The 25458-nt window shown below is 67.6% G+C and carries 25 protein-coding genes; 13 read left to right on the forward strand and 12 right to left on the reverse strand.

What is annotated here, in order from left to right:
• Window positions 1–14: 14 nt before the first annotated feature.
• From AB0F51_RS30775 to AB0F51_RS30805, 7 genes are all read right to left on the reverse strand, one after another.
• On the reverse strand, window positions 15–1241 hold the full coding sequence (locus AB0F51_RS30775) for a choice-of-anchor P family protein (RefSeq protein ID WP_360285515.1): 1227 nt from the start codon (window positions 1239–1241) through the stop codon (window positions 15–17).
• A gap of 332 nt (window positions 1242–1573) precedes the next feature.
• Window positions 1574–1870: a DUF1416 domain-containing protein gene (locus tag AB0F51_RS30780; protein WP_360285517.1), complete on the reverse strand. Its 297-nt coding sequence runs from the start codon at window positions 1868–1870 to the stop codon at window positions 1574–1576.
• 1 nt (window position 1871) lies between these two features.
• A complete protein-coding gene (locus AB0F51_RS30785; protein ID WP_360285519.1) occupies window positions 1872–2720 on the reverse strand; it encodes a sulfurtransferase in 849 nt (282 codons plus the stop codon).
• Window positions 2721–2732: 12 nt separating this feature from the next.
• Window positions 2733–3188 carry a DUF4395 domain-containing protein gene (locus tag AB0F51_RS30790; protein ID WP_360285521.1) on the reverse strand — a complete coding sequence of 152 codons (456 nt, stop codon included), beginning with the start codon at window positions 3186–3188 and terminating at the stop codon, window positions 2733–2735.
• Between the two features lie 276 nt (window positions 3189–3464).
• Complete coding sequence (locus AB0F51_RS30795; RefSeq protein ID WP_360285522.1) at window positions 3465–4454, reverse strand: RDD family protein; 990 nt, start codon at window positions 4452–4454, stop codon at window positions 3465–3467.
• A gap of 887 nt (window positions 4455–5341) precedes the next feature.
• Window positions 5342–5824: a thioredoxin family protein gene (locus AB0F51_RS30800; protein ID WP_360285524.1), complete on the reverse strand. Its 483-nt coding sequence runs from the start codon at window positions 5822–5824 to the stop codon at window positions 5342–5344.
• An 89-nt stretch (window positions 5825–5913) separates the two neighbouring features.
• The gene (locus AB0F51_RS30805) at window positions 5914–7008 is read right to left on the reverse strand and encodes an OmpA family protein (RefSeq protein WP_360285525.1); all 1095 of its coding nucleotides are present in this window, start codon (window positions 7006–7008) and stop codon (window positions 5914–5916) included.
• Window positions 7009–7366: 358 nt separating this feature from the next.
• Here AB0F51_RS30805 and AB0F51_RS30810 point away from each other — a divergent pair, with 358 nt between their 5' ends.
• From AB0F51_RS30810 to AB0F51_RS30820, 3 genes are read left to right on the forward strand one after another with little or no spacing between them, the layout of a single operon-like run.
• Complete coding sequence (locus AB0F51_RS30810; RefSeq protein WP_360285714.1) at window positions 7367–8710, forward strand: glycosyltransferase; 1344 nt, start codon at window positions 7367–7369, stop codon at window positions 8708–8710.
• Entirely contained in the window at window positions 8707–10722 is a 2016-nt protein-coding gene (locus tag AB0F51_RS30815; RefSeq protein ID WP_360285526.1) for a right-handed parallel beta-helix repeat-containing protein, read from the forward strand. Before AB0F51_RS30810 ends, AB0F51_RS30815 begins: the two co-directional genes overlap by 4 nt.
• The gene (locus tag AB0F51_RS30820) at window positions 10719–11990 is read left to right on the forward strand and encodes a right-handed parallel beta-helix repeat-containing protein (protein ID WP_360285527.1); all 1272 of its coding nucleotides are present in this window, start codon (window positions 10719–10721) and stop codon (window positions 11988–11990) included. The genes AB0F51_RS30815 and AB0F51_RS30820 overlap by 4 nt, the downstream gene beginning before the upstream one ends.
• A gap of 105 nt (window positions 11991–12095) precedes the next feature.
• Here the strand turns inward: AB0F51_RS30820 and AB0F51_RS30825 are convergent, their stop codons facing one another.
• Entirely contained in the window at window positions 12096–12593 is a 498-nt protein-coding gene (locus tag AB0F51_RS30825) for a cupin domain-containing protein (RefSeq protein WP_360285528.1), read from the reverse strand.
• A gap of 70 nt (window positions 12594–12663) precedes the next feature.
• Between AB0F51_RS30825 and AB0F51_RS30830 the strand changes: the two genes are divergently transcribed.
• Genes AB0F51_RS30830 through AB0F51_RS30850 form a run of 5 tightly spaced genes read left to right on the forward strand, consistent with a single transcriptional unit; the run spans window position 12664 to window position 15660 of the window.
• The gene (locus AB0F51_RS30830; RefSeq protein WP_360285716.1) at window positions 12664–13311 is read left to right on the forward strand and encodes a TetR family transcriptional regulator; all 648 of its coding nucleotides are present in this window, start codon (window positions 12664–12666) and stop codon (window positions 13309–13311) included.
• A gap of 9 nt (window positions 13312–13320) precedes the next feature.
• Window positions 13321–13746: an alternative ribosome rescue aminoacyl-tRNA hydrolase ArfB gene (gene arfB, locus AB0F51_RS30835; RefSeq protein ID WP_360285529.1), complete on the forward strand. Its 426-nt coding sequence runs from the start codon at window positions 13321–13323 to the stop codon at window positions 13744–13746.
• Window positions 13747–13781: 35 nt separating this feature from the next.
• The gene (locus tag AB0F51_RS30840) at window positions 13782–14405 is read left to right on the forward strand and encodes a hypothetical protein (protein WP_360285530.1); all 624 of its coding nucleotides are present in this window, start codon (window positions 13782–13784) and stop codon (window positions 14403–14405) included.
• On the forward strand, window positions 14402–15052 hold the full coding sequence (locus tag AB0F51_RS30845) for a hypothetical protein (protein ID WP_360285531.1): 651 nt from the start codon (window positions 14402–14404) through the stop codon (window positions 15050–15052). The genes AB0F51_RS30840 and AB0F51_RS30845 overlap by 4 nt, the downstream gene beginning before the upstream one ends.
• Entirely contained in the window at window positions 15049–15660 is a 612-nt protein-coding gene (locus tag AB0F51_RS30850) for a hypothetical protein (RefSeq protein ID WP_360285532.1), read from the forward strand. Before AB0F51_RS30845 ends, AB0F51_RS30850 begins: the two co-directional genes overlap by 4 nt.
• On the opposite strand, the gene AB0F51_RS30855 is transcribed toward AB0F51_RS30850, so the two are convergent.
• Both AB0F51_RS30855 and AB0F51_RS30860 read right to left on the reverse strand, forming a co-directional pair.
• A complete protein-coding gene (locus AB0F51_RS30855) occupies window positions 15626–16933 on the reverse strand; it encodes a hypothetical protein (protein ID WP_360285533.1) in 1308 nt (435 codons plus the stop codon). The genes AB0F51_RS30850 and AB0F51_RS30855 overlap by 35 nt on opposite strands.
• Before the next feature lie 1053 nt (window positions 16934–17986).
• Complete coding sequence (locus tag AB0F51_RS30860) at window positions 17987–18226, reverse strand: MoaD/ThiS family protein (RefSeq protein ID WP_360285534.1); 240 nt, start codon at window positions 18224–18226, stop codon at window positions 17987–17989.
• A 162-nt stretch (window positions 18227–18388) separates the two neighbouring features.
• Between AB0F51_RS30860 and AB0F51_RS30865 the strand changes: the two genes are divergently transcribed.
• Window positions 18389–19102, forward strand: coding sequence for a response regulator transcription factor (locus tag AB0F51_RS30865; RefSeq protein ID WP_360285535.1), 714 nt, complete (start codon window positions 18389–18391; stop codon window positions 19100–19102).
• 223 nt (window positions 19103–19325) lie between these two features.
• Window positions 19326–19631: a hypothetical protein gene (locus tag AB0F51_RS30870; protein WP_360285536.1), complete on the forward strand. Its 306-nt coding sequence runs from the start codon at window positions 19326–19328 to the stop codon at window positions 19629–19631.
• Window positions 19632–19766: 135 nt separating this feature from the next.
• Here the strand turns inward: AB0F51_RS30870 and AB0F51_RS30875 are convergent, their stop codons facing one another.
• Window positions 19767–21542: a bifunctional metallophosphatase/5'-nucleotidase gene (locus tag AB0F51_RS30875; protein WP_360285537.1), complete on the reverse strand. Its 1776-nt coding sequence runs from the start codon at window positions 21540–21542 to the stop codon at window positions 19767–19769.
• Window positions 21543–21661: 119 nt separating this feature from the next.
• Here AB0F51_RS30875 and mshD point away from each other — a divergent pair, with 119 nt between their 5' ends.
• The 3 genes from mshD to AB0F51_RS30890 all read left to right on the forward strand — a co-directional run bounded on the left by mshD (window position 21662) and on the right by AB0F51_RS30890 (window position 24300).
• Window positions 21662–22594: a mycothiol synthase gene (gene mshD, locus AB0F51_RS30880; RefSeq protein ID WP_360285538.1), complete on the forward strand. Its 933-nt coding sequence runs from the start codon at window positions 21662–21664 to the stop codon at window positions 22592–22594.
• Between the two features lie 168 nt (window positions 22595–22762).
• The gene (locus AB0F51_RS30885) at window positions 22763–23371 is read left to right on the forward strand and encodes a DUF6318 family protein (protein ID WP_360285540.1); all 609 of its coding nucleotides are present in this window, start codon (window positions 22763–22765) and stop codon (window positions 23369–23371) included.
• Between the two features lie 455 nt (window positions 23372–23826).
• Window positions 23827–24300, forward strand: coding sequence for a hypothetical protein (locus AB0F51_RS30890; RefSeq protein ID WP_360285541.1), 474 nt, complete (start codon window positions 23827–23829; stop codon window positions 24298–24300).
• On the opposite strand, the gene AB0F51_RS30895 is transcribed toward AB0F51_RS30890, so the two are convergent.
• Window positions 24301–25374: an alpha/beta hydrolase gene (locus AB0F51_RS30895; protein WP_360285542.1), complete on the reverse strand. Its 1074-nt coding sequence runs from the start codon at window positions 25372–25374 to the stop codon at window positions 24301–24303. It lies immediately after the preceding gene.
• Window positions 25375–25458: the final 84 nt, after the last annotated feature.

Below are 25458 nucleotides of genomic sequence, written 5' to 3' on the forward strand. Positions count from 1 at the left end.
GAGTGATGGCTGGATCAGCCGATCACACCGGCGGCCGAGTGGCCGAGGACAACCTTGGTGTTCAGGCTGTAGACGTCGATCACCAGGGCGTTGACGGACACGTACCGGCTCTGACGCACGACCTGGTTGAAGGTCAGCTTGGCGACACCGGGGATGTCCAGTACTGCGTTCGGGCCGGTCGCGACGGCGTAGGTCTTGTTGCCGACCTTGACCGAGGCAACGCTGGAGGAGTGGTCCAGGCCGACCTTGCCGTCCTTGGTCTTCCACGCGGAGGCAGCGGACTCGATGGCACCGATCCGCAGGTTGCCGACCCGCACACCCGCGATGTGCGAGGTGAACTTGATCGCCGACTTCTCGGCGCCCATGTAGCCGTTCTTCGTGGTGTAGACCGCACCCACGTAGGCGACGTTCGGGACGACGAGCTCGGCGGTGGCGTTGCGGACGGTCTTGCCTTCCGTGCCCTGGCAGGTGGCCTGGTAGGCGGTCTTGCCCGACTTGACCAGGTTGTCGACCTTGACCGTCGAGCCGTAGGCGTCACCGACCACCATGGCCGTGGCCGGCTTGGTGATCTCGGCGCGGGTCTTCAGGACCGCGACGTCGACACCTTCGGGGATGTAGCGGTTCTTCACGGTCGCGTGCAGCACGACTGCCTGCGAGTACGAGTAGATGCCGGCGCTGGTCTTCACGCCACCGACACGGTTCAGCACCATGTAGCCCAGGCCCGGGATGGCGACCTTGAAGTTCGGGCTCGGCTTCAGCAGGGACGGAACGTTGACGCCGCCGATCCGGACCGCGGCGAAGGTGGTGTTGCCGGCGTAGGACAGCTGGCCGTTCTTGTAGACCGAGGTGGTCGTGGTCTTCGCACCGACCAGGTGCACCAGGCCACCGACACGGATGTCGGCCGCGGTCGCGTTGCTGGTCACGCCGTTGCCACGCGCGTCGTTGAACGAGTACGTGTCGGTCGTGACGGTCTGGGCGATCGCCTGGTTGTTCACGTTCGCGGTGGCCAGGTCGTTGCGGTCCGACGAGTTCGGCTTGGTGGTGCAGCTGAACTGGCTGACGACCGTCGGGCCACTGCCCACGACGCCGGCCTGGACGTCGGTACCGAAGGCGTAACCGCTGTAGCCGAACACCGGCGCGGCGGACGCCGAACCCGAGGTCAGCGCGATCGTGGAAGCTACGCCGACAACCGCCGCAACTCCGACGGCAGCGAGCTTCTTGTATCCAATGCGGGGTCTCATGACCCCTCCTCCCTGATCAATGACTTAGCCCTAGTGAGCGGGCCAGGACACAGACACAACTCACCCGGTCGCAGTAGGTAACGACAACGGTGTGCTCCGAGATCAAACCGTTACCAAATGGAGTACGTCGTGAGAAACGCGATCTTGCGCGTAACCCGCACGCGTGAGATCTACGCCACCCCTGTTTGCCTGACGCAACAACGAAACCCCTGTGCCGAAAGGAGGATCGGCACAGGGGTCACGGGGTACGGGGTCGGCGTACGGGGCCCGGACAAGCCGAAGAGCCCGTCGCGCAAGCAAACGGGCCCTTCGGGGTCAGCAAACTATCGGGGTCAGACGGCGACCGCCACCTCGGCCACCTCGCCGTACTGCGCCGTCACCTGGCGGTCGACCGGGTCGGCCTTCGGCGCCAGGGTCCGCAGGGTCCAGGTGCCGGGCGCCGCGAAGAAGCGGAAGTGCCCGGTCGCGGAGGTCGGGACCTCGGCCGTGAACTCACCAGTGGAGTCGAGCAGCCGCACGTAGGCGCCGCCGACCGGCTCCTCGCCGCGCAGTACCTGGCCCTGGATCACGGCTTCCTTGTCGACGTCGACGCCCTTGAGATCCAGGCCGCCCTTCTTGGCTCCGCACATGTCAGGCCTCCCCTGGCTCGTCGCCGAGTGCCACCGGTACGCCGACCAGCGAACCCCACTCGGTCCACGAACCGTCGTAGTTCTTGACGTTCTCCTGGCCCAGAATCTCGTGCAGCACGAACCAGGTGTGCGCCGAGCGCTCACCGATCCGGCAGTACGCGATGGTGTCCTTGCCGAAGTCCACGCCGGCGTCGGCGTACAGGGTCTTCAGCTCGTCGTCGGCCCGGAAGGTGCCGTCGTCGTTGGCCGCCTTGCTCCACGGGATGCTGGCCGCGGTCGGGATGTGACCCGCACGCTGGGCCTGCTCCTGCGGCAGGTGGGCCGGGGCGAGCAGCCGGCCGGCGTACTCGTCGGGGCTGCGCACGTCGACCAGGTTCTTCACGCCGATGGCGTCCTTGACCTCGTCGCGGAAGGCGCGGATCGCGAGGTTCGGCTCCTTGGCCTGGTACTGCGTGGGCTCGCGCTTGACCACCTCGTCGGTCAGCTCGCGGCTGTCCAGCTCCCAGCGCTTGCGGCCACCGTCGAGCAGGCGGACGTCACCGTGGCCGTAGAGCTTGAAGTACCAGTACGCGTACGCCGCGAACCAGTTGTTGTTGCCGCCGTACAGCACGACGGTGTCGTCGTTCTTCACGCCCCGCTCGGACAGCAGGTCGGAGAACTGCTGCTGGTTGACGAAGTCGCGGCGGACCGGGTCCTGGAGGTCGTCGCGCCAGTCCAGCTTGATCGCACCGGCGATGTGGCCGGCGTCGTACGCCGAAACGTCTTCGTCGACCTCGATCAGGACGACGTTGGCGTCACTCTTGTGCTCCTCGACCCAGTCGGCCGAGACGAGAGCGGATTCCCTGCTCATGGATGCTGCTCCTCAGGTGGTGGTGGTAGCGGTTCTTGGCGTACGAATGCGGTGAATCAGCAGATAGGCCTCGCAACCGAGGCAGAGCCCGACGGCGGCGTTCACGAACGCGGCGACCAGGGCGAATCCGGTGGCGACCACGCCGAGCAGCTCGGCGCCGGTCAGGTAGCCGATCAGGCCGACGACGGCGAACACGAGCCCGACCAGCTGCGCGAACCGCGGCGGCGCGGCGTCCTCCAGCTCCTTCGGCGCGCCCAGCCGCGGCCGGACAACCTGCTTGAACAGCAGCCCGTACGGCGAGGCCTGGACGCCGAAGGCAACCGAGATGGCGAACACGACCGCCTGGACCGCCAGCGGCCACGGGTTGTTCAGCACCAGAGTGAGTGCCAGCACGACCGTGGTCAGCGCCGCGGCGAACCGGAGCCCGCGCGGGTCGACCTGGGGTTGCACTGCCGTCTTGGTGGACATGACGACTCCCGGAAGGAGGGTGGTTCGAGCCGTGCCCGCCCGGGGATGCGGGGAGGCGGCGTACTGGGAACCGTGCTCAGCTACCGGTTCCGGAGCGCTCGGGACGCCGCCTGGTCAGTGGGGACGACACAGGGACGAGCGCATGCGGCAGTTGTCCACTGCCCTGCGCTTGGTCAGCCATGTCGTGTAAGCCACGATCACGAGAGTACGGAAGCTGGCCGGGACCACCACCAATGGTCCCAGCCAGCGAGACAACTGATCACATTCTGGACAGCCTCAGCGGCGTGGCTGCTCTCCGACGACAACGTTCGTGGCGGCCACCTTGTCGTGCAGGGCCTGCTTCTTGTCGTCCCAGAGCGGCCAGAGCACGTTCACCAGGCTGAGCAGACTGAAGAGCGAGCCGACGCCCCACGGGATCGCACTGAGCAGGCTGAGCCCGTTGTAGAGGCCGAACCGCTTGGCCACCGCGATCCCCGGCGGCGGCCCGGGGACGTCACGGAGCCGGACACTGATGCCGACGGCCCGCTTGCCGAGCGTGGCGCCGGTCTTGGTGAGGAAGAAGTACTCGTACACGAAGGCAGCCGCCAGGCCGATCAACGTCGCCGGGATCGCCCACTTGTACACCTCCCAGGGGAGGCTTGTGCTGAAGCTTGAGTCTCCTGCCGCGGCTTGATCGAAGATGTCCTGCTGGTAGTCGAGGATCACCTTCATGTACTGCCAATAGAAGTAGCCAGTCAGCGGCAGGGTGACGAAGAAGACGATGAGGCCGTCGAGAAAGCGCGCGAGCACCCGCTTCCACCAGCCGGCCAGCGGTTGACCGTCCGGCGTCGCCTTGACGTTCGTCGGACCGTAGCCATATCCCTGCTGCAGATGCCCAACTTGCGGGCCATAACCCTCGCGGCCCATGCCCGGCTGCCCTAGCCCGGGTCCGAAGCCCTGCTGCCCCTGGCCTTGGCCGTACTGCCCCTGGCCGGGCTGACCCTGGCCGGGCTGACCTTGGCCGGGCTGACCTTGGCCCTGCAGGCCTTGGTGGCCCTGCTGGCCGTATGGCGTCTGCTTACCTTGCTGGCCTTGGCCTGGCTGTCCATGGCTCTGCCCCTGGCCCTGGCCTGCTTGGCCGGCGCCTGCTGCGGGCTGCCCGAACTGACCCTGGTACGGCGGCGGGCCTTCGCGGGGGCGGCGGTAGTCCGTCCAGAAGCCACCGTCCCAGTACCTCTGCTGCGTGGGGTCCTGAGGATCGTCGTACCAGCCGGCGGGGAAGCTCATCGCCAAAGCATCACGCACCGCAAGGCCATCGCGCCATCCGGGGCAGCGGATTTCTCCGGCAGGTGATCCCACGCCTGCGCCACGCTCGCTCCTCCGTCGCTCACCCGGCGCTAGCTCCCGCCCGCCCTTGGGCGCTCCTGCGTCGCGCGAAGGCGAGAGTAGGCACCCACCTGGGCAGGGCCGCGTGCATCTCGCCTGGAGATCCCCGCGCCTGCGCGATGCGCGCTCCTTCGTCGCTCGCACAGCGCTAGCTCCCACCCACCCCTGGGCGCTCCTGCGTCGCGCGAAGGCGAGAGTAGGCACCCGGCCGAGGGAAGCCGAGCGTCTCGTTAGCTGGCAGCGCCGGGTTTGCTCGCCTCCACCAACCTGGCGAGAGCCGCTTGCGGGGTCAGCCGTCGGGCGCCGGGGACGGCGATGGTCGCACCGGCGGTTGATGCGGCTTGTGTGCCGACCGACAGGAGGTCATCCGCACTCGGCGCCGGCCGCACGCTCAGGGAGCAGGCTCATGGGCAGGAATCGGGGGAGTACATCCTGTCGGTCGGCACACCAAAGCCGGACTCACCGGTTGACGAACGCGGCTCACGTTGTCGGCTGAAGATCCTGCCCCGGCCGGGTGCCTACTCTCGCTTTCGCGCGACGCAGGAGCGCCCAGGGTGGGTGGGAGCCAGCGCGGCGTGAGCGACGTAGGAGCGAACGTGGCGCAGGCGTGGGATCTGCAGGTTGGTGGAGGCGAGCTCCGATTCGCATTGCCAGCTGGCCAGTTGCTCGGCCTCACCAGGCCGGGTGCCTACTCTCGCTTTCCGCGCGACGCAGGAGCGCCCAAGGGCGGGCGGGAGCCAGCGCCGTGTGAGCGACGAAGGAGCGAACGAGGCGCAGGCGTGGGGAATCTACAGCTGCCTGGAAGTCGAAGCGTCAACCGCCAGCCCAAGAGCCGCGATCACATCCGCCTTGCGCGGCTGCCCGCTCGCCCTCGTCACAATCGCCCCATCCGCATCGAGCACCAGCACAGTCGGCGTCCGCATTATGTCCAGCCGCCGGACCAGCTCCAAATGCGACTCCGCGTCAACCTCGACGTGCCGCACCCCGTCGACCATCGACTCGACCTCAGCCAACGTCCGCCGAGTCGCCCGGCACGGAGCGCAGAAGGCCGACGAGAACTGCAGCATCGTCGCCCGCTCGCCGAGCTCGACGCCCAGCTCCGCCGCCGTGACCCGCTCAGCCGCCACCGAACTGTCCTGCACTGCTTCTTCCTTCTCATTCGGCCGGATCGCCCGCGTCCCGCGGAACCGCCCGTCGAAGCGGGATTTGAGCACGCTCAGCACGACGCCGACGGCGACCGCACTGACCAGCGCAATGATCCCTGGGCTCATGACAATCCAGCGTACGTCGGTCGCCAATACCCTCAACCGCCCGTTCACCCCTCGGACCTGACCGCCCTATTCGACCCCGAGCGGGGAAATCATCCGGCGACGGTGATGACCACTCGGCGGTTTTTCTGGCGGTTCGCGTCGGAGGTATTGGGAACGGCCGGCGCCGCCTCGCCGAAACCTTTCGTCGTGATCCGCGCGGCGGCAAAGTGCTCGGTCTTGATCAGGTAGAGCGCGACCGCCTGGGCCCGCCGTTCGGACAACCGCAACCCGTACGTCGCGTCGCCGCGATCGTCGGTGTGACCTTCCACCCGAAGCTTCGCGCCCGGCGACGCGGCCTTGATCTTCAGCGCGATCGCATGCAAAGCCTTGGCCGCATCCGGCCGGATCGTCGCCTGGTCGGTGTCGAACAGCACATCCCCGGGAGCGACGTACGACGTCTTGCCCTCGCCGGTGAACACCTCGACCTTCTCCTGGCCGGGCAGCTTGCGCGACTCCAGCCGGGCCGGATCCACATCCACATCGGGCAACCGGACTTCGGGTACCTTCACCGTCGGAACCCGCAGGTCAGGCAGGCCGCCGTCACCTTTCACGAACCCACCGGGTCGAGCTGCACCATTACGCGAAACCCCACGCCGTACTACGCCCTCGCGGGTCACCGTCGGGAGGACGCCTTTGGTCTCGACCTGGCAGATCTGTGGCGAGCTGACGGCAGGAGCCACCTTTCCCACCACCGTCACCCCGGGGAACTGTTTCCCGGTCAGAGCCCCGCCCGGGATCGTCACAGGCGGGATGGTCGCGCCGGTGATCTTGACGGCGCCCAGGCAGCCGCCCGGAGCGTCGTACTGGATCACGCAGCCGGCGTCGATCGTCTGCGCCGGGACGGTGAATCCCTCCATCGCGGTCTTCTGTTCGCCGCTGGACTTGTCGGCATAGGTGAGCGCCGGAACGACGACCTCGGGCACGGTGACCGGAGGCAACCGGCGCACGCTGCGGCCGGGACCAGGTGCGCATTCCGGGGCGACGGCAGGCGTCGTAGTGCTGGTCGACGGCGTCCCCGAAGCCGGCGAGGTGGTCACCGACGACGGCACTGACGCTGGCAGGGACGGCGACGACGGGACCGACGCGACCGAGCCCCCGGACGACCGCTGCTCCTGGTCACCGCAGGCCACCAGCGAACTGATCACCGCAATCGCGAGTAAACAACTTCCCAGCCGGCCCGACCCATTTTGCATTGGCCAAGTGTGGCACGCCGCGCGAACCGGCGGAAATGCAGTCGCAACCGACATGACCCAACGATTAATACAGTGTGAACGATTCCACCGCCGTACTGCGATCGGCGGCTTGCGCGGGTTTCGGTGCCGGTCGCACCGCGTTGACTGTGACCCCGGCGCCGACTATTTTCGACCCAGGCCGGGGGCAGGTTGATCTCTGCCCGCAGTCGTCCGCGGGACGGCTGACGTGAGGTCCGGCCGAGGCGTCACCTGTCCCAACGGGGTGTGGGGCGGGTGAGATTCGACCGCTGCGCGCGGTGGGGGGTTGACGATGATCATGCCGAGTACGCCCACGAGCCGACTGAGTCTGGCCGAACTGTGGGACCGCATCACCCATTTCTCCGTTTCCGTGGACGACCTTTCGCAATGGCGGAATCTTGTTCCGCTGGCGATCGCCGGAATCGTCGTCTGGGCCTTGTGGCTCTATCGATTCTTTTTATCCCGGCTGGCCGAACCGATCGAGAACGACTTCACCACCACCACTTCGGTGGTGGTGCCTTCTTTTCATGAGGATCCTGACATTCTGATGCGCTGCCTGGAAAGCTGGCGGCAGCAGAATCCGGACGAAATCATCATCGTCCTGGACGTCGCGGACACCGAGGCCTACGAGCGGCTGGTCGCGCTCGACGACCCGCGGATCAACCCGATCCTGTTCAAGCACGCGGGCAAGCGATCGGCACTCGGCGTCGGGATCCGCGCCGCGTCCTCCGAGGTCCTCGTCCTGGTCGACTCCGACACGAGCTGGCAGCCGGGCCTGCTGAAGGCCGTGCAGCGTCCCTTCCTTGATCCCGACGTCGGCGCGGTGAGCACCCAGCAGAACGTGCACGAGCGGAACACCAGCATCTGGCGCCGCGTCGCCGACTGGTTGGTCAACCTCCGGTACTACGACTACGTACCCGCGATGGGCCGGGCGGGTGCGGTCGCCTGCGTCTCGGGCCGGACCGGCGCATACCGCCGCAGCGTCGTCATGCCAGTGCTTGAGAACCTGGAGAACGAGTTCTTCCTCGGCCGCCGCTGCATCGCCGGCGACGACGGCCGGCTCACCTGGCTGGTGCTCGCCTCCGGGTACAAGACCGTGCACCAGTCGTCGGCCCGCGCGGTGTCGATGTTCCCGGCAACCTTCCGGGCGTTCGCCAAGCAGCGGATCCGGTGGAGCCGCAACTCGTACCGCTGCTACCTGACCGCCGTCTGGAAGGGGTGGCTGTGGCGGGTGCCCCTGGTGACGAAGGTGACCGTGCTGCAGATCCTGCTGACGCCGGTGACGATGGGCATCACCGTCGGCTACATGGTGTTCAGCCGGCTCGAGATGACCTGGCAGAGCTATGCGCTCGCGGGCAGCTGGCTGATGATTGCCCGGGGCATCCGCGGGATCTCCCATCTCCGCAGGCATCCGGCCGATCTCCTGCTGCTGCCGGTCGTCACCGTGACGGTCATCCTGATCGCGCTGCCGATCAAGCTGTACGCGTTGCTGACGATGAACAAACAAGGCTGGCTGACCCGCTCGGAAGGCCTGGTCGGCGGCGAAGGCCAGGACGCCGCCTCGCTCCTCCCCGCCAAGGATCCCGCAACCAACAAGCTTGCCGCCAAGGAACTGCAGACGGAGCCGGCCTCATGACTGCCCCCAAACGCAAACTGTTGCGTGCGGCAACCGTCGTCGGCGTACTCGGCGTGGCCGGCCTGGTCTGGATGCAGTCAACCGCGTCCGGGACCACCGAGTCGACACCGACGCCGACCCCGAAGCCCAGCACGGTCAAGCCGGGCAGTACGCCGACTCCGCCCGACGCGACCCAGCCGACCGTGGCCGGTGAGGCGAAGGACGACAAGACGATCGACCGGCTCCCCTACCCGGGCGACCCGGAGACCGAAGCGGCGTACGTGGCGGACGAGGATCGCCGGCTGGTGGAGGTTCGCACCGTCGACTCGCTGGCCCGCTGGAGCAAGACGTCACTCAGTTCGCCGTACCGGATCGCCACCGGTTCGGCGTACACGCTGGTGCTGACGCCGCGGCGGGAGGTCTACACGATCAAGGATCTGCTCGGGCTCGCGCCGCAGACCTTCATCCGGCAGCCGGACGGCGGCTACCTGCTGTCCGAGCATGTCGTGATCCAGAACGGCGCGACGCTGAACCTGGCCTCGTCCGGTGGGCTCAACCTGCGACTGGCCAGCGACCAGAACGGCTTCGTCTCGATCGTCAACTACGGCGGCGTGCTGAACGTGCAGGGCGCGAACGGCCGGCCGGTCAAGATCTCCAGCTGGAACCGGGACACCGACGGTGCGGACACGCTGACCAACGACGGCCGCGCGTACCTGCGCTCGCTCGGCGGCCAGGTCCGGTTCCGGTACGCCGAACTGTCCGACCTCGGCTTCTGGAGCGGCCGCACGGGCGGCCTGTCCCTGACCGGTACCGACCGGCCGAACAGCGGCTCGCTCGACAAGCTCGGCGAGACGATGCGGGTCGGCAAGCGCGCCGCGAAGGAGCGTGAGGCGGCCAACGGCACGAAGAAACCCGAGACCGGCGGCATCGACCTGCGGGCCGGCAAGAACAGCCTCAGCCAGGTGCTCCCAGCCGGCAAGCTGCCGCTGCCCGAGGTGGACATCGCGGACCCGGAGTACAGCTACGTGTCCGCGCTGATCCAGAACACGACTGTCAAGCGGAACGCGTTCGGCCTGTTCGCGGCCAGCGCCAACGGACTCGACATCCGGGACAGCAAGTTCGACGACAGCTTGGTCGACGGCCTGGTGATGCACCGCTACGTGACGAACGCGGTGGTCGACTCCAGCTCCGCGGACGGCAACGCCGGCGACGGTTTCGTCCTGTCCAGGGCGACGACCGGCATCGTGCTGTCCGAGATCGAGGCCAACGGCAACCATCGCAACGGGCTGACCATGTCCGGGCTTCCGCTGGCCGACGGCCCGAGCGCGACCGGCTCCAGCCTGGGCAGCTACGGCAACAACACCGTCTCCAACAGCAAGCTGGCGAACAACGCCCGGTACGGCGTCGAGGTGATCGGCGGCACCAACATCGGCGTCAACGCGAACGACCTGCAGGGCAACGACATGGGAGTGGTCGTCCGGGGCGGGGCCGAGGACGTCTCGGTGGTGGGCAACCGGGTGACCGAACCGATCCGGCAGGGCATCGCGATCCGTGACGGCGTGAACAAGTCGGTGGTGACCGGCAACATCGTCACCGGCGGCAACACCAGCGTCTACGTCCGCGACTCGGCCGCCACCGTGCAACGCAACACCTTGTCGGACGCCGACTCGCACGCAATCTCGCTGGTCGGCGCGGTGAGCGCGACGAAGGTCACCGAGAACACCATCAGCGGCCGCGGGCCGAGCGCGATCGATGCCAAACGCGCCTCGGACGTCAACATGCACCGCTGGAACAACGACGAGGACCACTGGCACGACACCACGCCGTTCGTGGTCACCCTGAAGCGTTTCCTGCAACCCTTGACGGCGATGTGGCTGTTCCTGGCCGCGCTGCTGATCTTCACCGCGGCCCGCGGCTCACGCCGGGTCCGCCGCATCGTCCACCCGTACGCCGACAAGGCGCCGGTCACCGACGGCCGGACCGTGTCCGCCGCCTCGGTGCCGGTGCCCGACGACCATTTGGGAGCCAGATGACCCGGCTGAGCCGGCTGCTCGAACTGACCAGGCTGAACAAGCTGACCCGGCGGGAACTGATCATCGCCGGCAGCGCGGCCGGGGTGGTCCTGCTCGTCGGCGGGGGCATCGTGGCCGCCGCCTGGCCCGACAACTCCGCCTCGCCGCTGCCGACGGCCGGGCCCTCGATCCCGGTCGTGCCACCAGAACCGAGCATCCCGACGATCACCGACGACCCGACCGATCCGCCGTCCACCGGCTCGACGGCCGCACCGAGTGCGTCGGAGTCGCCGGACCCGGGTGAGGAAGAAGAGGGCAAGGACGGCAAGCGCAAGCCTGCCGAGGCGCCGGTGCTCGCCAACGCGCCGGCCGCCGGGCAAGGACCGCTGCCGAACTCCGCGGTGGTCAGCTGCCCCGACGCGACCGTCACCGTGACGGACAGCAAGAGCCTGGAAGAGGCCCTGACGAAGGCTGCACCCGGCACCAGCATCGCGCTCCAGGACGGCAAGTACGCCGGGAAGTTCGTCGCCCGGGCCTCCGGTACCGCGGCACAGCCGATCTGGTTGTGCGGCGGCGCGGGCGCAGTACTGGACGGCGAGAACATCAAGGGTGGTTATGTCTTCCACCTCGACAAGGCGAAGTACTGGCGGCTGGTCGGCTTCACGGTCACGAACGGCCAGAAGGGCGTGATGGCCGACAGCACCGTCGGGACGGTCGTCCAGGGCCTGACCGTGCACGACATCGGCGACGAGGCGATCCACCTACGGGCGAACAGCACGGACAACGTCGTACTGAACAACACGATCAGCAAGACGGGACTGCGCCGGGACAAGTTCGGCGAGGGCGTCTACATCGGCTCCGCGGTCAGCAACTGGTGCACGGTGAACGACTGCCAGCCCGACCGCAGCGACCGCAATGTTGTCAAGGGCAACAAGATGTCGCAGACCACGTCGGAGGCCGTCGACGTCAAGGAGGGCACGACCGGCGGACTGGTGGAGGGCAACACCTTCGACGGTTCGGCGCTGACCGGCGCCGACTCCTGGGTCGATGTCAAGGGCAACAACTGGCTCATCCGGGGCAACAGTGGGGTCAAGTCGGTTCAGGACGGGTTCCAGACCCACCAGATCCTGAAGAACTGGGGCGACCACAACCTGTTCACCGGTAACGTCGCCACCGTCGACGGGCCGGGCCTGGCCTTCGCACTCCGCCCGGCCGTCGCCAACGTGGTTGCTTGCGACAACAAGTTCACCGGGGCCGGCGAAGGCCTCAGCAACGTCACCTGCCACTGACCCACCCCGTACTACGTCTCGTCGCCGACCGACCCGATCCTCGTCCTGCCCGCCGCCCTGAGGGTCAACCCTCGGGGCCGGGCCGGCACGTCTTGAGGTGAACCCTCAGGACCGGGCTGCCGCCAGGTGCGCGAACGGGGGCGGGCCGAGGATCTCGATTCCGCCGTTGTCGCGGCCCGACTGCTCGATCCGGCTGAAGTCGACCTGGTGATCGGCGCCTTCGACGTACGGCTCGCTGGCGCCGAAGAAGAAGTCCTGCCCGACGCCCGGCGTGATCAGGCAGAGGATCCGCGCGGTCTCCGAGGTGACCAGGAACGCATGCGGCAGGCCGCGCGGCACCATCCCCATCCCGCCCGCACCGACCTTGCGCTCGGTGCCGTCCAGGTGCATCAGGATCTCGCCCTCCATCACGATCATCGTCTCCTCCACCTCGGGGTGGGTGTGCAGCGGCGTGACCTTGCCGCGCTCCATCACGTCCTCGAACAGCAGGTAGCTCCCGCCGGTCTCCTCGGCGGTGGCCAGCCAACGGTGCACGCCGCCGCCGGCGAACCAGCGCAGGTCACCTTCCCCGGCGTTCCTGACGATCGCTTCCCGTCCACTCACTGTCCCCATCTCCTTCGCTTGTGAGACTTAGGTCTCACCATGAGAGTGCGGTATCATTTCTGGCGTGTCAATGCCCTACGAACTCGGCGGCCGGAGCCGGCAGAAGCAGCGCACCAGGGATGCCCTGGTAGCAGCCGCCCGCGAGCTGGTCGCGTCCGGACTGACGCCGACCGTCGAACAGGCCGCCGCGGCCGCCGAAGTCTCCCGCCCCACGGCCTACCGGTACTTCCCGAACCAGCGCGCGCTGCTCTCAGCAGCCCATCCCGAGACGGCGGCCACCACGTTGCTGCCGCCGGACGCGCCCACCGACGTGAGCGAACGCCTGGCGGCCGCGATCGACCGGTTCGCCGCATTGATCACCGACACCGAGGAACAGCAGCGCACGATGCTGCGCCTCTCCCTCGAGGCCGATCCCGCCGAGCGAGCGGCGCTCCCACTGCGCCAGGGCCGGGCGATCGCCTGGTTCGAGGAGGCACTGGATCCGCTGAGCGGCGAACTGTCGAAGGAATCCGTTCACCAGTTGGCGATCGCGATCCGCAGCGTTGCCGGGATCGAGGCGCTCAGCTGGCTGCTCGACGTGGCGAAACTGCCCCACGAGGAGGCGATCGCCTTGATGAAGTGGTCTGCCCAGTCCCTGCTGTCCGCGACCCTGGCCGGCTCACCGCCGCCCGTCGGTCCTCGACAAACAGGAGGCGTTCAGCGGCCGGGATCGGATTGAATGGAGTCCATGGAGACCGGGCTGATCGTGCGCCAAGGCGTCGTCATTCCCGAAACCGAGCTGTCCTGGCGGTTCTCCCGGTCCAGCGGGCCCGGTGGCCAGTCGGTGAACACCACTGACAGCCGGGTCGAGCTCAGCTTCGACGTGGCCGGCACCACCGCGCTGAACGACGTACTGAAGGCCCGTGCGCTGGAGCGACTTGAGTCGCGGCTGGTGGACGGCGTACTGACCGTGACCGCGTCGGAACAGCGGTCGCAGTGGCGGAACCGGGAGGCTGCCCGGACCCGGCTGGCCGCGCTGATCCTGGAGGCGATCGCGGCACCACCCCGGAAGCGGCGACCGACGCGGCCGAGCAAGAACGCGGTCCGGCGGCGGCTGGACGAGAAGAAGCGCCGGGGTGAGACCAAGCGCCTGCGCGGACGACCGACCGACTGACCGGCGGCGGCCCTCTGGGTAGTTAGGCTTCCACCGTGCAGGAACAAACGGGGAGCGGTGACCGGGAGGAATTGCCGGAACTGCAGGACATCAAGGTGCGCGGCCGGTCGCTGCGCACCTGGGGAATCAGCGCGGCGGCGGTGCTGCTGGCGATCTCGGCGGCGTTCGGCGGCCTGAAGAAGGCCGAGGCCGAGGTTCCGCAGGTGGCAGCCGGTACGGCGATCGACGCCGGCCAGTTCGAGGTGACGATCCAGCGGGTGGTCGTGGTCAAGGACCTCAAACCACTGTTCCAGCCCGACGAGGGCGGAGCGCTGATCGCCGTGGTGACCAAGCTGAAGGTCACCGACGACACCGGGGTGAGCCCGCCCAGCGACCTGATCCGGCTGATCGGCGTACCGGGGATCAAGGACACCGACCCGCCGGTCGGCACCACCAATCTTCGCGACGCGACCCGCAACCCGGTGCTGACGCCCGGGTACGGCGAGGACGTCGCGTACGTCTGGAAGTTGCCCAAGGCAAACTCGCTGCCGGCCGACGTCAACCTCACCGTGCAGCACTACGAGCACATCGAGGAGTCCCTGCTCGACAGCCACGAGAAGTGGATGCCGGACGCCGTCGCGGCCGAGAGCAACGTCAAGGTGAAGGACAACCGGAAGTGAGCGCGCCACCCCCGCTGGAGCAGGCGGCCCAGCAGCCACCCCCGTTGGAGCAGGCGGCCCAGCACGACTCCACCCGGCGCAGGGTGCTGAACGTCGCTCTGGTGATCATCGTCCTGGTCACGATCGTGGGTCTGTACCGGCTGACGCCGACCCAGCAGGACATCCAGCAGCCGGTCGAGGTGAACGGCATCGTCGGCAAGCCGGTCAAGACGCCGCGGTTCGAGCTGACCGTGCGCAGCGTGCAGGTCGGCAAGAAGCTGCGGATCCCCCGCTCGGCACCGGATCGCGACACGCTGTCCGACTTCGTCGTCATCGACGCGACGGTGAAGGCGACCCGGGAACCGATCCACCTGAGCAAGGTGTCGATCAAGGCCGCCGACGGAACCGTCTACCTCGGCGCCAACCGGGCCGGCCTCGACCGGGTCGACCTGACCGGGTTCGAGTTCGCACCGGACATCCCTGCCCAGGGTTCGTTCGTGGTGGAGATGCCCGCCGACCAGTTGCCGGGGGCGGTACTGCAAGTGATGGAGAAGGCGATCTTCACCGATTTGGAGCCACAGGCAACAATCCCGCTCGGCGTGGAGAAGGACCAACTGGACGGGCTGCGCAAGGACGTGGCGATCCTCAACGCCGCGGACGCCTCATGAGCAGCGCCCGACGGGCCCGGCCGGGCTGGTTCCGGAAGAACACACCGGCACTGGTGTCGCTCGTCCTCACAGTGCCTCTGGCCGGCTGGTGGACCACCCACGCCGACTACAAGTCCTGGTACGACGCTGAGCCGCGTGATGCCGTCACCATCGCGGCGGGCGGCACGTCGTACGCGGATGCCACCTGGTACGCCGCAAGTGTCGAGGTGGACCCTCAACCGACGCGCAAGAACGCAGTACCGGATCCGCTGCCCGAGGGGACGACCCGGGTGCGGGTCTACTTGCGGCTGCAGGTGGACGACGTGAAGAAGCTCGAGTCGGTGAGCGGCTGCCAGGTGCACCTGCGGGCACCGGACGGGCGGATCTGGGACGAGTCGATCATGGAAGACGAGTTCCAGGACCGGCCCACGGGCTGCACCGGCGGGTACGACGACAAGCCGGCCTCCTACCGGGACCCGAAGATCGCGCAGTACTACCTGAAGCCGCAGGCCGGGAAGCCGTTCGAGACGGTGGCCGTGTTCGTCGTACCGGCCTCGGTGGCCTCATCGGTCCAGCCGACGGTCACCTGGGCTACTAGGCTTCCTGAGTATCTGGCATTCCCGAGGTAGCGGCGGTCAGGTCGGCCACACCCTTGTCCTCCTGCGGTCCCGACGAGTGCGCCGCGTGCGTCCTGGTGCCCGGCCGCAGGTAGCCGGCCAGGCCGCCGATCATCCGGTCGTACGCCGCCGCCAGCAGGCTGACCTGGAGCATGATCTTCAGGCCGTCGGTGACCAGGTTGAGCGGCTCGTCGATGACCATCCAGAACCGCAGCGAGTGCGGGCCAAGCACGAACTCCTTCAGGAAGATCCACACCTCGCTGGCCAGGAACGTGACCACGGCCCAGGCGAGGAAGTAGCCGAGCATCGGCCGCAGCCCGGACCGGACCACCAGCCGGAACGCGTCCGCCACCGGCGTCCAGCGGTCCTTCCAGTCCGACACCACCGAGTTGCCGGCCACCCGGACGATCTTCGGGGTCTGCTGCCAGCGGTTCGTGATCCGGTCGAACTTCCAGCGTCGCTCGATCTTCTGCGCCTTGTGCACGGCGCGGCCGTAGATCACCGCGGTCATCGTGATCCACATCAGCGGCAGCACCGCGGCACTCCACAGGTCACCGACGCCGGCCGCCACGAAGCCGGTCACGGTGTCCCAGATCTCGCGGACCTTCTCGACCCCGAGCAGCTGGTCGAGCACCCAGCTGTAGGAATCCTGCAGCCACGCCCAGAACTGACGTTCCTTCAGCCAGTCCTTCGGCGACGGGATGAACGAGGAGGCCTGGTAGATCACCACGAAGATCCACAGCGCCTCGAGATAGGTCACGAACAACCGGCGTACCGGGCCGCCTGCTGTGTTGCCCTTCTTCTTGAAGAGGAACCGCAGCAGGTACGCCGTCAGGCCGAGCCCGATGAACAGCCAGGTCGAGAGCGACTCGAGCCCGGTCGGGGGCGGAGTGGTCGTCCCGCCGTTGAGAGTGGTCGCGACGGTCTCGTTGACCTTGTGGACAGCCAGTTGGTACTCGTAGTCGAGCGCCTCGGCCTGCAGGAACTTGTAGGCGGCGTAGAACGCCAGGAACGGCAGGAGCGCCACCGTCAGCGCGTCGAGCGGCCGATTCTCCTTGCCAGGCTCAACACCGTCCGGCGCCAGCACCCCTTCGGCCACCGCCCTGCGATGGAAGGGCAACTCGCCTCGCAGTACCAGGAACATGGCCACATACATCGCCAGCGAAATCACCACCAGCAAAGCCAGCACGGCGATCCCGGCCGCCTCGGCCTTCGCCCCCGCCTGCACAGCCACCCACTGCAGCCCCCGATGCGCCAGCTGCGCAATCAGGAAAACAGCCAGCAACCGCGGCCAAGCTTTCCCAAACAAACTCCCCGCACGCCCCACCGTAGTGAGCAACGTCCCCGATTCCATCGCCACAACCCAGCAATCTACCCGCCCCCAGGTCCGCCCCACCCCTCCCCAACCCCACCCACCCCCACCCCTGCGTCCAGCCCGTCGAGCCAGCCACCCCCCCTTGGGGCCAGCCACCCGAGGTCAGCCACCCGCCCTGACCACCCACCCACGCGCCACGCCCGCCGGTCCTCCCCGTTCCCCTGCCGGGCGCCTACCCCACCCACACGCCCACCTCACCCCAGACGCTCCGCTTGTTCCCCCTGCCAACGGCCCGCCGCGCTCGTTTTGCCCACCCGCTCGCCCCGGCCAGCTCTACGCGACCACTTGCCCACCCACCCCGCCCGCCGACGCGGCCAACCGCCCCAGTCGCCCGCCCTGACCGCCCACCCACACGCCCCACCCGCCGGCTCTCCCCGTTCCCCCTGCCGGACGCCCCACCCACTCGCCTTGCCCGTCCCCTCGACCCGAGCCCTACCCGACCACTTGCCCACCCACCACGCCCACGGCCCGGTACGCCGCTCGCCCGGCCACTCCTCCCGCTCCCGGACACTGCGCCCGCTCGCCCTGCCGGACGCCCCACCCCACGCACCCCCCCGAACGATCCGACACCCGCGCCGCCCGAGCGCTCCGGCACCCGCCCGCTCCACCCGCTCGCCGGCTCCGCCCAACCGCTTGCCCCACACTCCGCCCGCCGACGCAGCCAACTCGCTTCGTCGGATGCCCCGCGCGCTCCGCCCGCCCGCCAGCTCTGCCCCTCGCCCCGCCTGACCGCTCTGCCGATCGCCGGCTCGGCACGGCCGCCAGCCGACACCCCTCAGCCCACTCGGATCGCCAGGACTCCCCTGCCCGCGAGCTCAGGCACTCGCGCCTTGCCCGGCCACTCGACCCGCTCACTGGCCGGCCCGGACGCTCAGCTCACTCGGCTTGCGGACCGCACTGCACGCTCGCCTACTCCACGAGCTCTCTTCGGCGGACCGCCCGTTGTTGCCCGGCGGCGGTCTGTCAGCCGCCGGCGAAGGGAGGTAGGGCGTCGACGAGGGCGCCTTCGGAGAGGGGGGCGTCGAGGTCTACCCGCTCGCCGTCGAGCAGGAACGTGCAGATGCCGAGCACTCTGGCGAGCTCCGGCCGGCCCTCGGAAACGGTGCCGACCAGTTCCTTCACCGACGCCGCCCGGGCGGTCGCCGTGGACTCGCCCGCCGCCGACCGCGCGGCGGCGAAGTACCTGATGGTCACTTCCGGCATTTGAGTCGGGCCTCACTCATCGGAGTTGTCGTCGGCTATTATGTCAGCTTGCTGTTGCTATCCAGTGTGACTCGGGCCCCCGGCAATGACGCCGCTGGGGCCTGACGTGCATAAGGACCGGGTCGCCCACCAGAGATCCGACGACCAGCACAAGGAGACAGCGTGAGCACGTTGCTTCTGCTGACGAACGCACTGCAGGCTTCCACCGAGGTCCTGCCGTCGCTCGCCCTGCTGCCCCACCAGATCCGGATCCTGCCCGCCGAAGTCGCCGCCCTCGTGGACGCGCCGGACGCCGACGCGGTCCTCCTCGACGCCCGCCGCGACCTGGTCTCGGTCCGCGGGGTGTCCCGGCTGATCCGCACCACCGGCATCGACGTACCGCTGATCCTGGTCGTCACCGAAGGCGGCTTGACCGCGGTGAACGCCGACTGGGGCGCCGACGACGTGCTGCTCGACACAGCAGGCCCCGCCGAGATCGAGGCCCGCCTCCGGCTGGTGATCGGCCGCCTGGCCGCCGTACGCAACGAAGACCCCGACACCTCCCTGATCCGCAGCGGCGACGTGGTGATCGACGAGGCCTCGTACACAGCGAAGCTGAACGGCCGAGCGCTCGACCTCACCTACAAAGAGTTCGAACTTTTCAAGTTCCTCGCCCAGCACCCCGGCCGCGTCTTCACCCGCGAGCAGCTCCTCCAGGAAGTCTGGGGTTACGACTACTTCGGCGGCACCCGCACAGTCGACGTCCACGTACGCCGCCTCCGCGCCAAGCTCGGCCCCGAACACGAATCCCTCATCGGCACCGTCCGCAACGTCGGCTACCGCTTCGTCATCCCCCCGACTCCCACCCAAAGAGAACCAGCCGAAACCCCCGCCTAACCCCGCCCACCGAGGCCAGCCCTCGCGGCAGCGACACCACCACAAACAGCTGCCTGAGCGCGCCCGCACTACCCGCCACTGCGGCGCGATCACCTCGTCGTTTTCCGCCTGAAGGCTGCAGTTCTGGGCATTCTGGACTGGACCGGGTCGTCGTCAGCGCCTTGGACCAGAGCGTATTTCTCCTGCTACCGTGCGTATCCGGTCCTCCCACGGAAGGTGACCGATGGCGCACGCCGCTCCGACTTCGCACCGCAGAGGTGCGCGAGCTTCACACCGCAATCACCGCGCGGACGGCCCGGTCCAGCTCACCACCTGGCTCGGCCTGACCTTCGCCCTGCTCCTCGGCCTGGCGCTGACCGGCCGCACCCACGTGGGCATCCACGCAGCAGGGCTGACCCTCCTCATCATGCTCATCCCCCTCACCCTGGCCGTCTACATCGCGGCCTTCCGCCACGGCCCCGGCTCCCCCAAAGCCGCCATCATCACCGCCGTAGCCCTCACCCTCACCCTCCTAAAACTCCTCTTCTAACCAAAGGCCGCGCTCACCAGGCGCCAATCCGCACCACCTGGGGATGAACAAGCCCGGGTATGCGCGAGCCCGGGTATGCGAACGCCCGGGCGCCTCTCGAGGAGAGGTCGGCCCGGGCGCGCGCCGTAGTACGGGTCAGGAACCGATGTTGATCCGGTCCGTCGGGCCCGGGGTGTACGGGTCGTGCGCGGCCAGGTAGTTGGCGAACGCGTCGATGTCCAGACCGCCGAAGAACTTGTCGGTCGCCGTGGTGAAGGCCGGGAAGCCGTCACCACCGTCGGACAGGAAGTTGTTCGTGACGATCCGGTACGTCGTACCGTCCACCAGCGGCTGGCCCGCGATCTTGATCGAGCCCGCCACCACCTTGGCGCCCGGCGCCGCGGCCGGGTTGTAGGTGTAGGTGATGCCGGCGACCTGGAGCACCTTGTTCGACGCCTGGTTGACGCCGGAGAACTGCTGCTCCAGCAGTGCCTTGATCTGCGTCCCGGTCATGTCCATCGAGACCAGGAAGTTGTTGAACGGTTGCACCGTGAATGCCTGGCCGAACGTCACCGCTCCCGCGTTCGAGGTGAGGTCCTCCCGGATACCACCCGGGTTCATGAACGCGACCACCGGCGTTTTGCCGTTGGTGACGGTCGAGGCGTCGGCCAGCTGCGCGTCCGCGATCAAGTTGCCCAGCGGGGATTCCTGCGAGGCGTCCGGCGTCTTCACCACCGACGACGTGGTGATGTGGCCGATCACCTTGTTTTCGATCGGCGCGACCAGGGTCTGGTACTTCGTGATCAGCTTGGTCAGGTCACGGTCCTTGGGAACGTCCTGGGTGACGATGCGGTTGTTCGCCAGCGTGTTGATCCGGTCCACGTCCTTGGTGGCCAGGTCGATGCTCAGCCGGACCTCGGTGACAACCTTGCCGAACGACGCGGCGCTGGTGACCAGGCGCGGCTTGCCCGCCGGGTCGTTGATCGAGCAGTTGTACGCCTGGTGGGTGTGGCCGGAGATGATCGCGTCGATCGCCGGGTCGAGCGTCTTGGCGATGTCGGTGATCGGGCCGGAGATCCCCGGGCAGCTGTTGAACGCCTTCGGGTCGGACGGCAGCCCGCCCTCGTGCAGCAGCACGACGATCGCCTCGACACCGTCCTTCTTCAGCTTCGGCACCAGCGCGTTGGCGGTCTCCACCTCGTCCTTGAAGGCCAGGCCCTGGACGCCGGACTTGGTAACGATGTTCGGCGTGTTCTCCAGCGTCATGCCGATGAACGCGACCTTCTGGCCACCGCGGAACGTCTTCACCGTGTACGGCGCGAACAGGGTCTTGTTCGTGTTCTCGTAGAACACGTTCGCCGACAGGTAGTCGAAGTCGGCCCCCTCGAACTCCTCCTCCGGATCCGGGCAGGAGTTCTGGTTGTTCTGCCCGTCACCGTCGTCCAGGCAGCCACCCTTCTGCATCCGCAGCAGTTCCTTGTAGCCCTCGTCGAACTCGTGGTTGCCGACCGACGTGGCATCCAGACCCATCTTGTTCATGGCCTCGATGGTGGGCTCGTCGTGGAACGCCGCCGACAGCAGCGGCGAGGCCCCGATCAGGTCGCCCGCTGCGACGGTCGCGGTGTCCTGCCCCTGCGCCTTGGCCGAAGCGCGCAGCAGCTCCAGCTGCGTCGCCAGGTACTCCGCGCCGCCGGCCGGTATACCGTTCACGTTGCCGCCGGAACTGGTCGCGCGGTTGGGCGCCAGGTTTCCGTGGAAGTCGTTGATCGCGAGCAGCTGGATCTGGGTGTGCGTCGGCTTGGGTTTCGCCGGCGCAGCCTGGGTCACGGTTCCCCCCGTGGCCAGCCCGAGTACCACGGCGGCGCCGGCGGCCACCAGGGCAACAGCCCGGGGTCCCCTCAGCCACGTCTTGTCTCGTCCTGTGAAGGCCATTTCTTCTCCGTCATCGTTTCGATCACCGCTGGTGCGCGGTTCCCGGAAAATTACCCTGCAACGGCGTGGCTGACCAAGGACTCGGCGATGAACTGAGCAGGACCTTTTACGGTATCGAGGTGACCCTCGAAGTCGTTCCCTCACCGCTGCCCCCGGCCACCACCGCAACCGTCACCGAGCTCGCTCGCTCGGCTGCTCAGAGCGACGAAGTGAACCCACTCTCCGAGCACACCCTGCTGCACCTCAACGGAGAGCACCCAGGCGACTCCCACTTCCTCGCATACGCGGGCGAACCAGGCTCGTCCGACCTCGCCGGGTACGCCGCACTGGGCCCCGACGGATCCGCCGAGCTGGTGGTAGACCCGCAGTACAGGCGCAAGGGCTTCGGTACTGCGCTGCTGCGGACGCTGCTCGACCATGGCGGCTCCGCGTTGCGGGTGTGGGCCCACGGGCGCCTACCCGGGTCAGATGAGCTCGCAGGACGACTCGGGCTGGGAGTCGCGCGAGAGTTGTATTTCTTACGCCGTACCAGCGGACCAGTACCGGCGGCAGTGTGGCCGGACGGGATCTCGGTGCGCACCTTCGTACCGGGCCAGGACGACAGCGCATGGCTGGCCGTGAACGCAGCCGCCTTTGCCCACCATCCAGAACAGGGCAGCTGGACACAGGCAGACCTTGCAGACCGGCTACAGCAGCCCTGGTTCGACCCAGCGGGTTTCTTCCTCGCCGTCACGGCAGACGACTCGGTCGCCGGCTTCCACTGGACCAAAGTGCACGAAGACGAAGGCGACGAGCCCTTCGGCGAGGTGTACGTCGTCGGCGTCTCCCCTGACCACCAGGGCACCGGCCTGGGCAAGGCCCTGACCCTCGAGGGCATCCGCCACCTGCAGGAAGACCGAGGCCTCTCCTCAGTCGTCCTCTACGTAGACGGCACCAACACCGCAGCCCACACCCTCTACACCAACCTGGGCTTCACCACAGCGGCCCTGGATGTCCAGTTCGCCCCCGTGAACGACGTCACACAGAGTTCACCGGATAACTCCGCGTCATAATCCCCACCCCCGCCCGTCCCACCCACAACCAGGAGCCGTCCGAGCCACTTACCCCCAGCCGGGCGGCTCCTGGCCCCCACCCACTTATCCACAACCTGCACCAACTGACACTGCACCCCGCTCCCACCTCCCGCTACGATCAAGATCGACTACGGAGAGGTGACAACCGTGACTACCCGCAACAGGCAAGCCACCGCCCTAACCCTGGCCTGCCTCTGCGCCGCACTACTAACCGGCTGCAACAACGCCAGCCCCGAAGCCGGCCGCCCCAACACCGCGCCGCCGACCACGAGTTCGGCCCCAACGGCGACTGAGTCTGCAACCAAGCCACCCACAGACGTGCCTGCAACTCCGCCCGTGCGCCCGAAGGAAGCTCTAGGGCTGAGCCTGGCGGCCGCCGAATCCTTCGTTTACTACTACAGCGACCTTTTGAACTACGCGTCCGACACTGGCGATCCTCGTGCACTGCTCACCAATAGCGACTCCGGTTGCGAGCGCTGCCGGCTGTATGCCGACTTCGTCAAGACGTCCAACGCACGTAATGGACTCTTGACCGGGGACTACCACGAGCACACGAAGGAGGTCTCTGAGCTGCTTCGCGGCTCAAGTGGCCGACTCGGCGGTTCCGCAATCGTCACTGTCGGCGGTTATGTCAGCAAGCAGACAAAGTCGGCTACTCCGATCACCAGCAAGCCGACGACCTACAAGCGCGAACTCGCACTGTCGCCACAAGGTGGCAACTGGGTGATGTACGAGATGAAATTCGTCGAACAATGAAGCGGATGAACGGCAGTTCCAGCCTGGCAGCCCTGCTCTGCGTTGGACTTATTCACGCGGCCACGTCAAGCCTCGCTGACGCCACTTCGGACGAGGGCAAGCGCAGTGTTGTCCAACCGATGTCCCAAACGACGGTGACCCCACCGGTCACTACGGGAAAGGGCACGAAGGACGGCATTCAGGTGGATGCCAGGGCGAACGACCGTGATCGCTTCGAGAGTAACTCTCGGCCTCAGAGGGGGACACGTAAGACCCAGAAAAATAAGGGCACCTCAGGCATGGCGAGAGATAGACTTAACCCCGTCGGCCCTGTGGCACACGATGATCTCCGCCTCGACATTGGTATTTGCGGGCACCGAGGTAACGCCCCCGGATTGACCAGGTGCCTGCCCGCACTGGACGAACCAGATGAGCCAGTCGAGTCGAACCAGCCCGAGCCGACCCAGAGCGCGGTCGTGGCAATCCGGATCCCGCGGCCGGAGGACGTCCGCTGGGAGCAGGTTTTGGCCGAGAGCAAGAACGTCCTGTTTCCGAAGCTTAGGGTCAAGGTTCAGCCTGTGGGGCGGACGTTGGTGAATCTGGACACGATTGTTTATACGGACCAGGCCAAGCTGTCTACGGCAACTGTGACGTTGCTGGGGTTTCCGGTGGTGGTTGAGGCTACGCCGATGAGTTATACGTGGAATTTTGGTGACGGGGCATCAGCGACGACCACCACGCCGGGGCGGCCTTATCCGGCCAAGGACATCACGCATAAGTACATGAAGAAGGGTGGGGTGGGGCTGACCCTCACGACTCACTATGCGGCTCGGTTCAACGTTGCTGGGACCGGGTGGCAGTACGTGGATGGGCTGGTGCCGATTACTGGGCCTGCTACTCCGTTGCAGGTTCGGGAGGCTGTGCCGGTGTTGGTTGAGCCGGGGCGGTAGTTAGGCGGCGGGGTTTAGGGCTTGGCGGATTGCGTTGGTTAGGTGGGTTCGGGCTGATTGGGTTTCGCCGGGGAGGGTGAGGATGTTGGCGAAGCCGTGGACCATGGTGGGTTCGCAGGTGTGGGTTACGGGGACGCCGTCGGATTTCAGGCGGGTGGCGTATTCGTTGCCTTCGTCTCGGAGGGGGTCGAAGCCGGCGGTGACTATGTGGGCGGGGGCCAGGCCCGACAGGTCTTCTACCAGGAGTGGGGAGACCAGGGGGTCGGAGCGCATGGCTGGGTTTGGGGTGTAGTGCTCTCGGTACCAGGTGATGTCTGACTCGGTGAGGAAGAAGCCTTCGGCGAAGAGGTCTCGGCTGGGGCGGCGGCCGACCAGGTCGAGGGCCGGGTAGATCAGGATCTGGTGGGCCGGGGCCGGGAGGTTTCGGCGTACGCATTGCTGGGCTACTACCGCGGCGAGGTTGCCGCCGGCGCTATCGCCGCCGACGCCTACGAAGGCTGGGTCGGCGCCCAGGTCCTCAGCGTGTTCGAGAGCCCAACTGAACGCTGCGATCGCGTCCTCGGCCGCCACCGGCGCCTCAGCCTCAGGTGCGAGGCGGTAGTCGACGGACAGGACACGGATGCCGGCATCGTCGGCCAGTGCGCGGCAGTACGCGTCGTGGCTGTCCAGGTCGCCGACCACCCAGCCGCCTCCGTGGAAAAAGACCAGCAGGCCGCCAGCAGAGGTGGGAGCGCTGCGCGGCACGTACAGGCGTGCTCCCAACTGGCCATCCGCGCCACGGACGGTTAGCTCGGTCACCCGCAGGAGCTCCCGGGGGTGGCTGGCTACCAGCTTCGCCGAGGTCAGCAGGTTCGCCCGAGCCGTCGCGACGGACTGCTTGTTTGTGCCCGGCAAGAACCCTTCCAGCCGCAGCAACAGCTGAAGATCAGGGTCGAGGACGTTGCCGTCGATCTGAATCGGCGCGCCCGCCAGCTTCCGACGGATAGCGGGTGGCAGGGCCGTCACAGGCTTGAGGGCATTGCCCTGCACCGTCTCCAGGGCGGCCCGCAGCAACGTGTCCAGTCGTCGGTTCACAAGGAGTGACGCTAGCAACAAGGTCCGCCTCGGCACCTACGCAACCTGCTGTTCACCCGGGGATGCGATGCTGGTGACGTGGCT

Origin of the sequence: Kribbella sp. NPDC023855 (assembly GCF_040639475.1) — a bacterium.
In the GTDB taxonomy this organism is placed as follows: Bacteria; Actinomycetota; Actinomycetes; order Propionibacteriales; family Kribbellaceae; genus Kribbella.

Bases quoted from the DNA above. Each gene is read 5' to 3' on its own strand.
- AB0F51_RS30775 (WP_360285515.1), bottom strand. From the start codon at position 1,241: ATGAGACCCCGCATTGGATACAAGAAGCTCGCTGCCGTCGGAGTTGCG.
- AB0F51_RS30780 (WP_360285517.1), bottom strand. From the start codon at position 1,870: ATGTGCGGAGCCAAGAAGGGCGGCCTGGATCTCAAGGGCGTCGACGTC.
- AB0F51_RS30785 (WP_360285519.1), bottom strand. From the start codon at position 2,720: ATGAGCAGGGAATCCGCTCTCGTCTCGGCCGACTGGGTCGAGGAGCAC.
- AB0F51_RS30790 (WP_360285521.1), bottom strand. From the start codon at position 3,188: ATGTCCACCAAGACGGCAGTGCAACCCCAGGTCGACCCGCGCGGGCTC.
- AB0F51_RS30795 (WP_360285522.1), bottom strand. From the start codon at position 4,454: ATGAGCTTCCCCGCCGGCTGGTACGACGATCCTCAGGACCCCACGCAG.
- AB0F51_RS30800 (WP_360285524.1), bottom strand. From the start codon at position 5,824: ATGAGCCCAGGGATCATTGCGCTGGTCAGTGCGGTCGCCGTCGGCGTC.
- AB0F51_RS30810 (WP_360285714.1), top strand. From the start codon at position 7,367: ATGATCATGCCGAGTACGCCCACGAGCCGACTGAGTCTGGCCGAACTG.
- AB0F51_RS30815 (WP_360285526.1), top strand. From the start codon at position 8,707: ATGACTGCCCCCAAACGCAAACTGTTGCGTGCGGCAACCGTCGTCGGC.
- AB0F51_RS30820 (WP_360285527.1), top strand. From the start codon at position 10,719: ATGACCCGGCTGAGCCGGCTGCTCGAACTGACCAGGCTGAACAAGCTG.
- AB0F51_RS30830 (WP_360285716.1), top strand. From the start codon at position 12,664: ATGCCCTACGAACTCGGCGGCCGGAGCCGGCAGAAGCAGCGCACCAGG.
- arfB (WP_360285529.1), top strand. From the start codon at position 13,321: ATGGAGACCGGGCTGATCGTGCGCCAAGGCGTCGTCATTCCCGAAACC.
- AB0F51_RS30850 (WP_360285532.1), top strand. From the start codon at position 15,049: ATGAGCAGCGCCCGACGGGCCCGGCCGGGCTGGTTCCGGAAGAACACA.
- AB0F51_RS30860 (WP_360285534.1), bottom strand. From the start codon at position 18,226: ATGCCGGAAGTGACCATCAGGTACTTCGCCGCCGCGCGGTCGGCGGCG.
- AB0F51_RS30870 (WP_360285536.1), top strand. From the start codon at position 19,326: ATGGCGCACGCCGCTCCGACTTCGCACCGCAGAGGTGCGCGAGCTTCA.
- AB0F51_RS30875 (WP_360285537.1), bottom strand. From the start codon at position 21,542: ATGGCCTTCACAGGACGAGACAAGACGTGGCTGAGGGGACCCCGGGCT.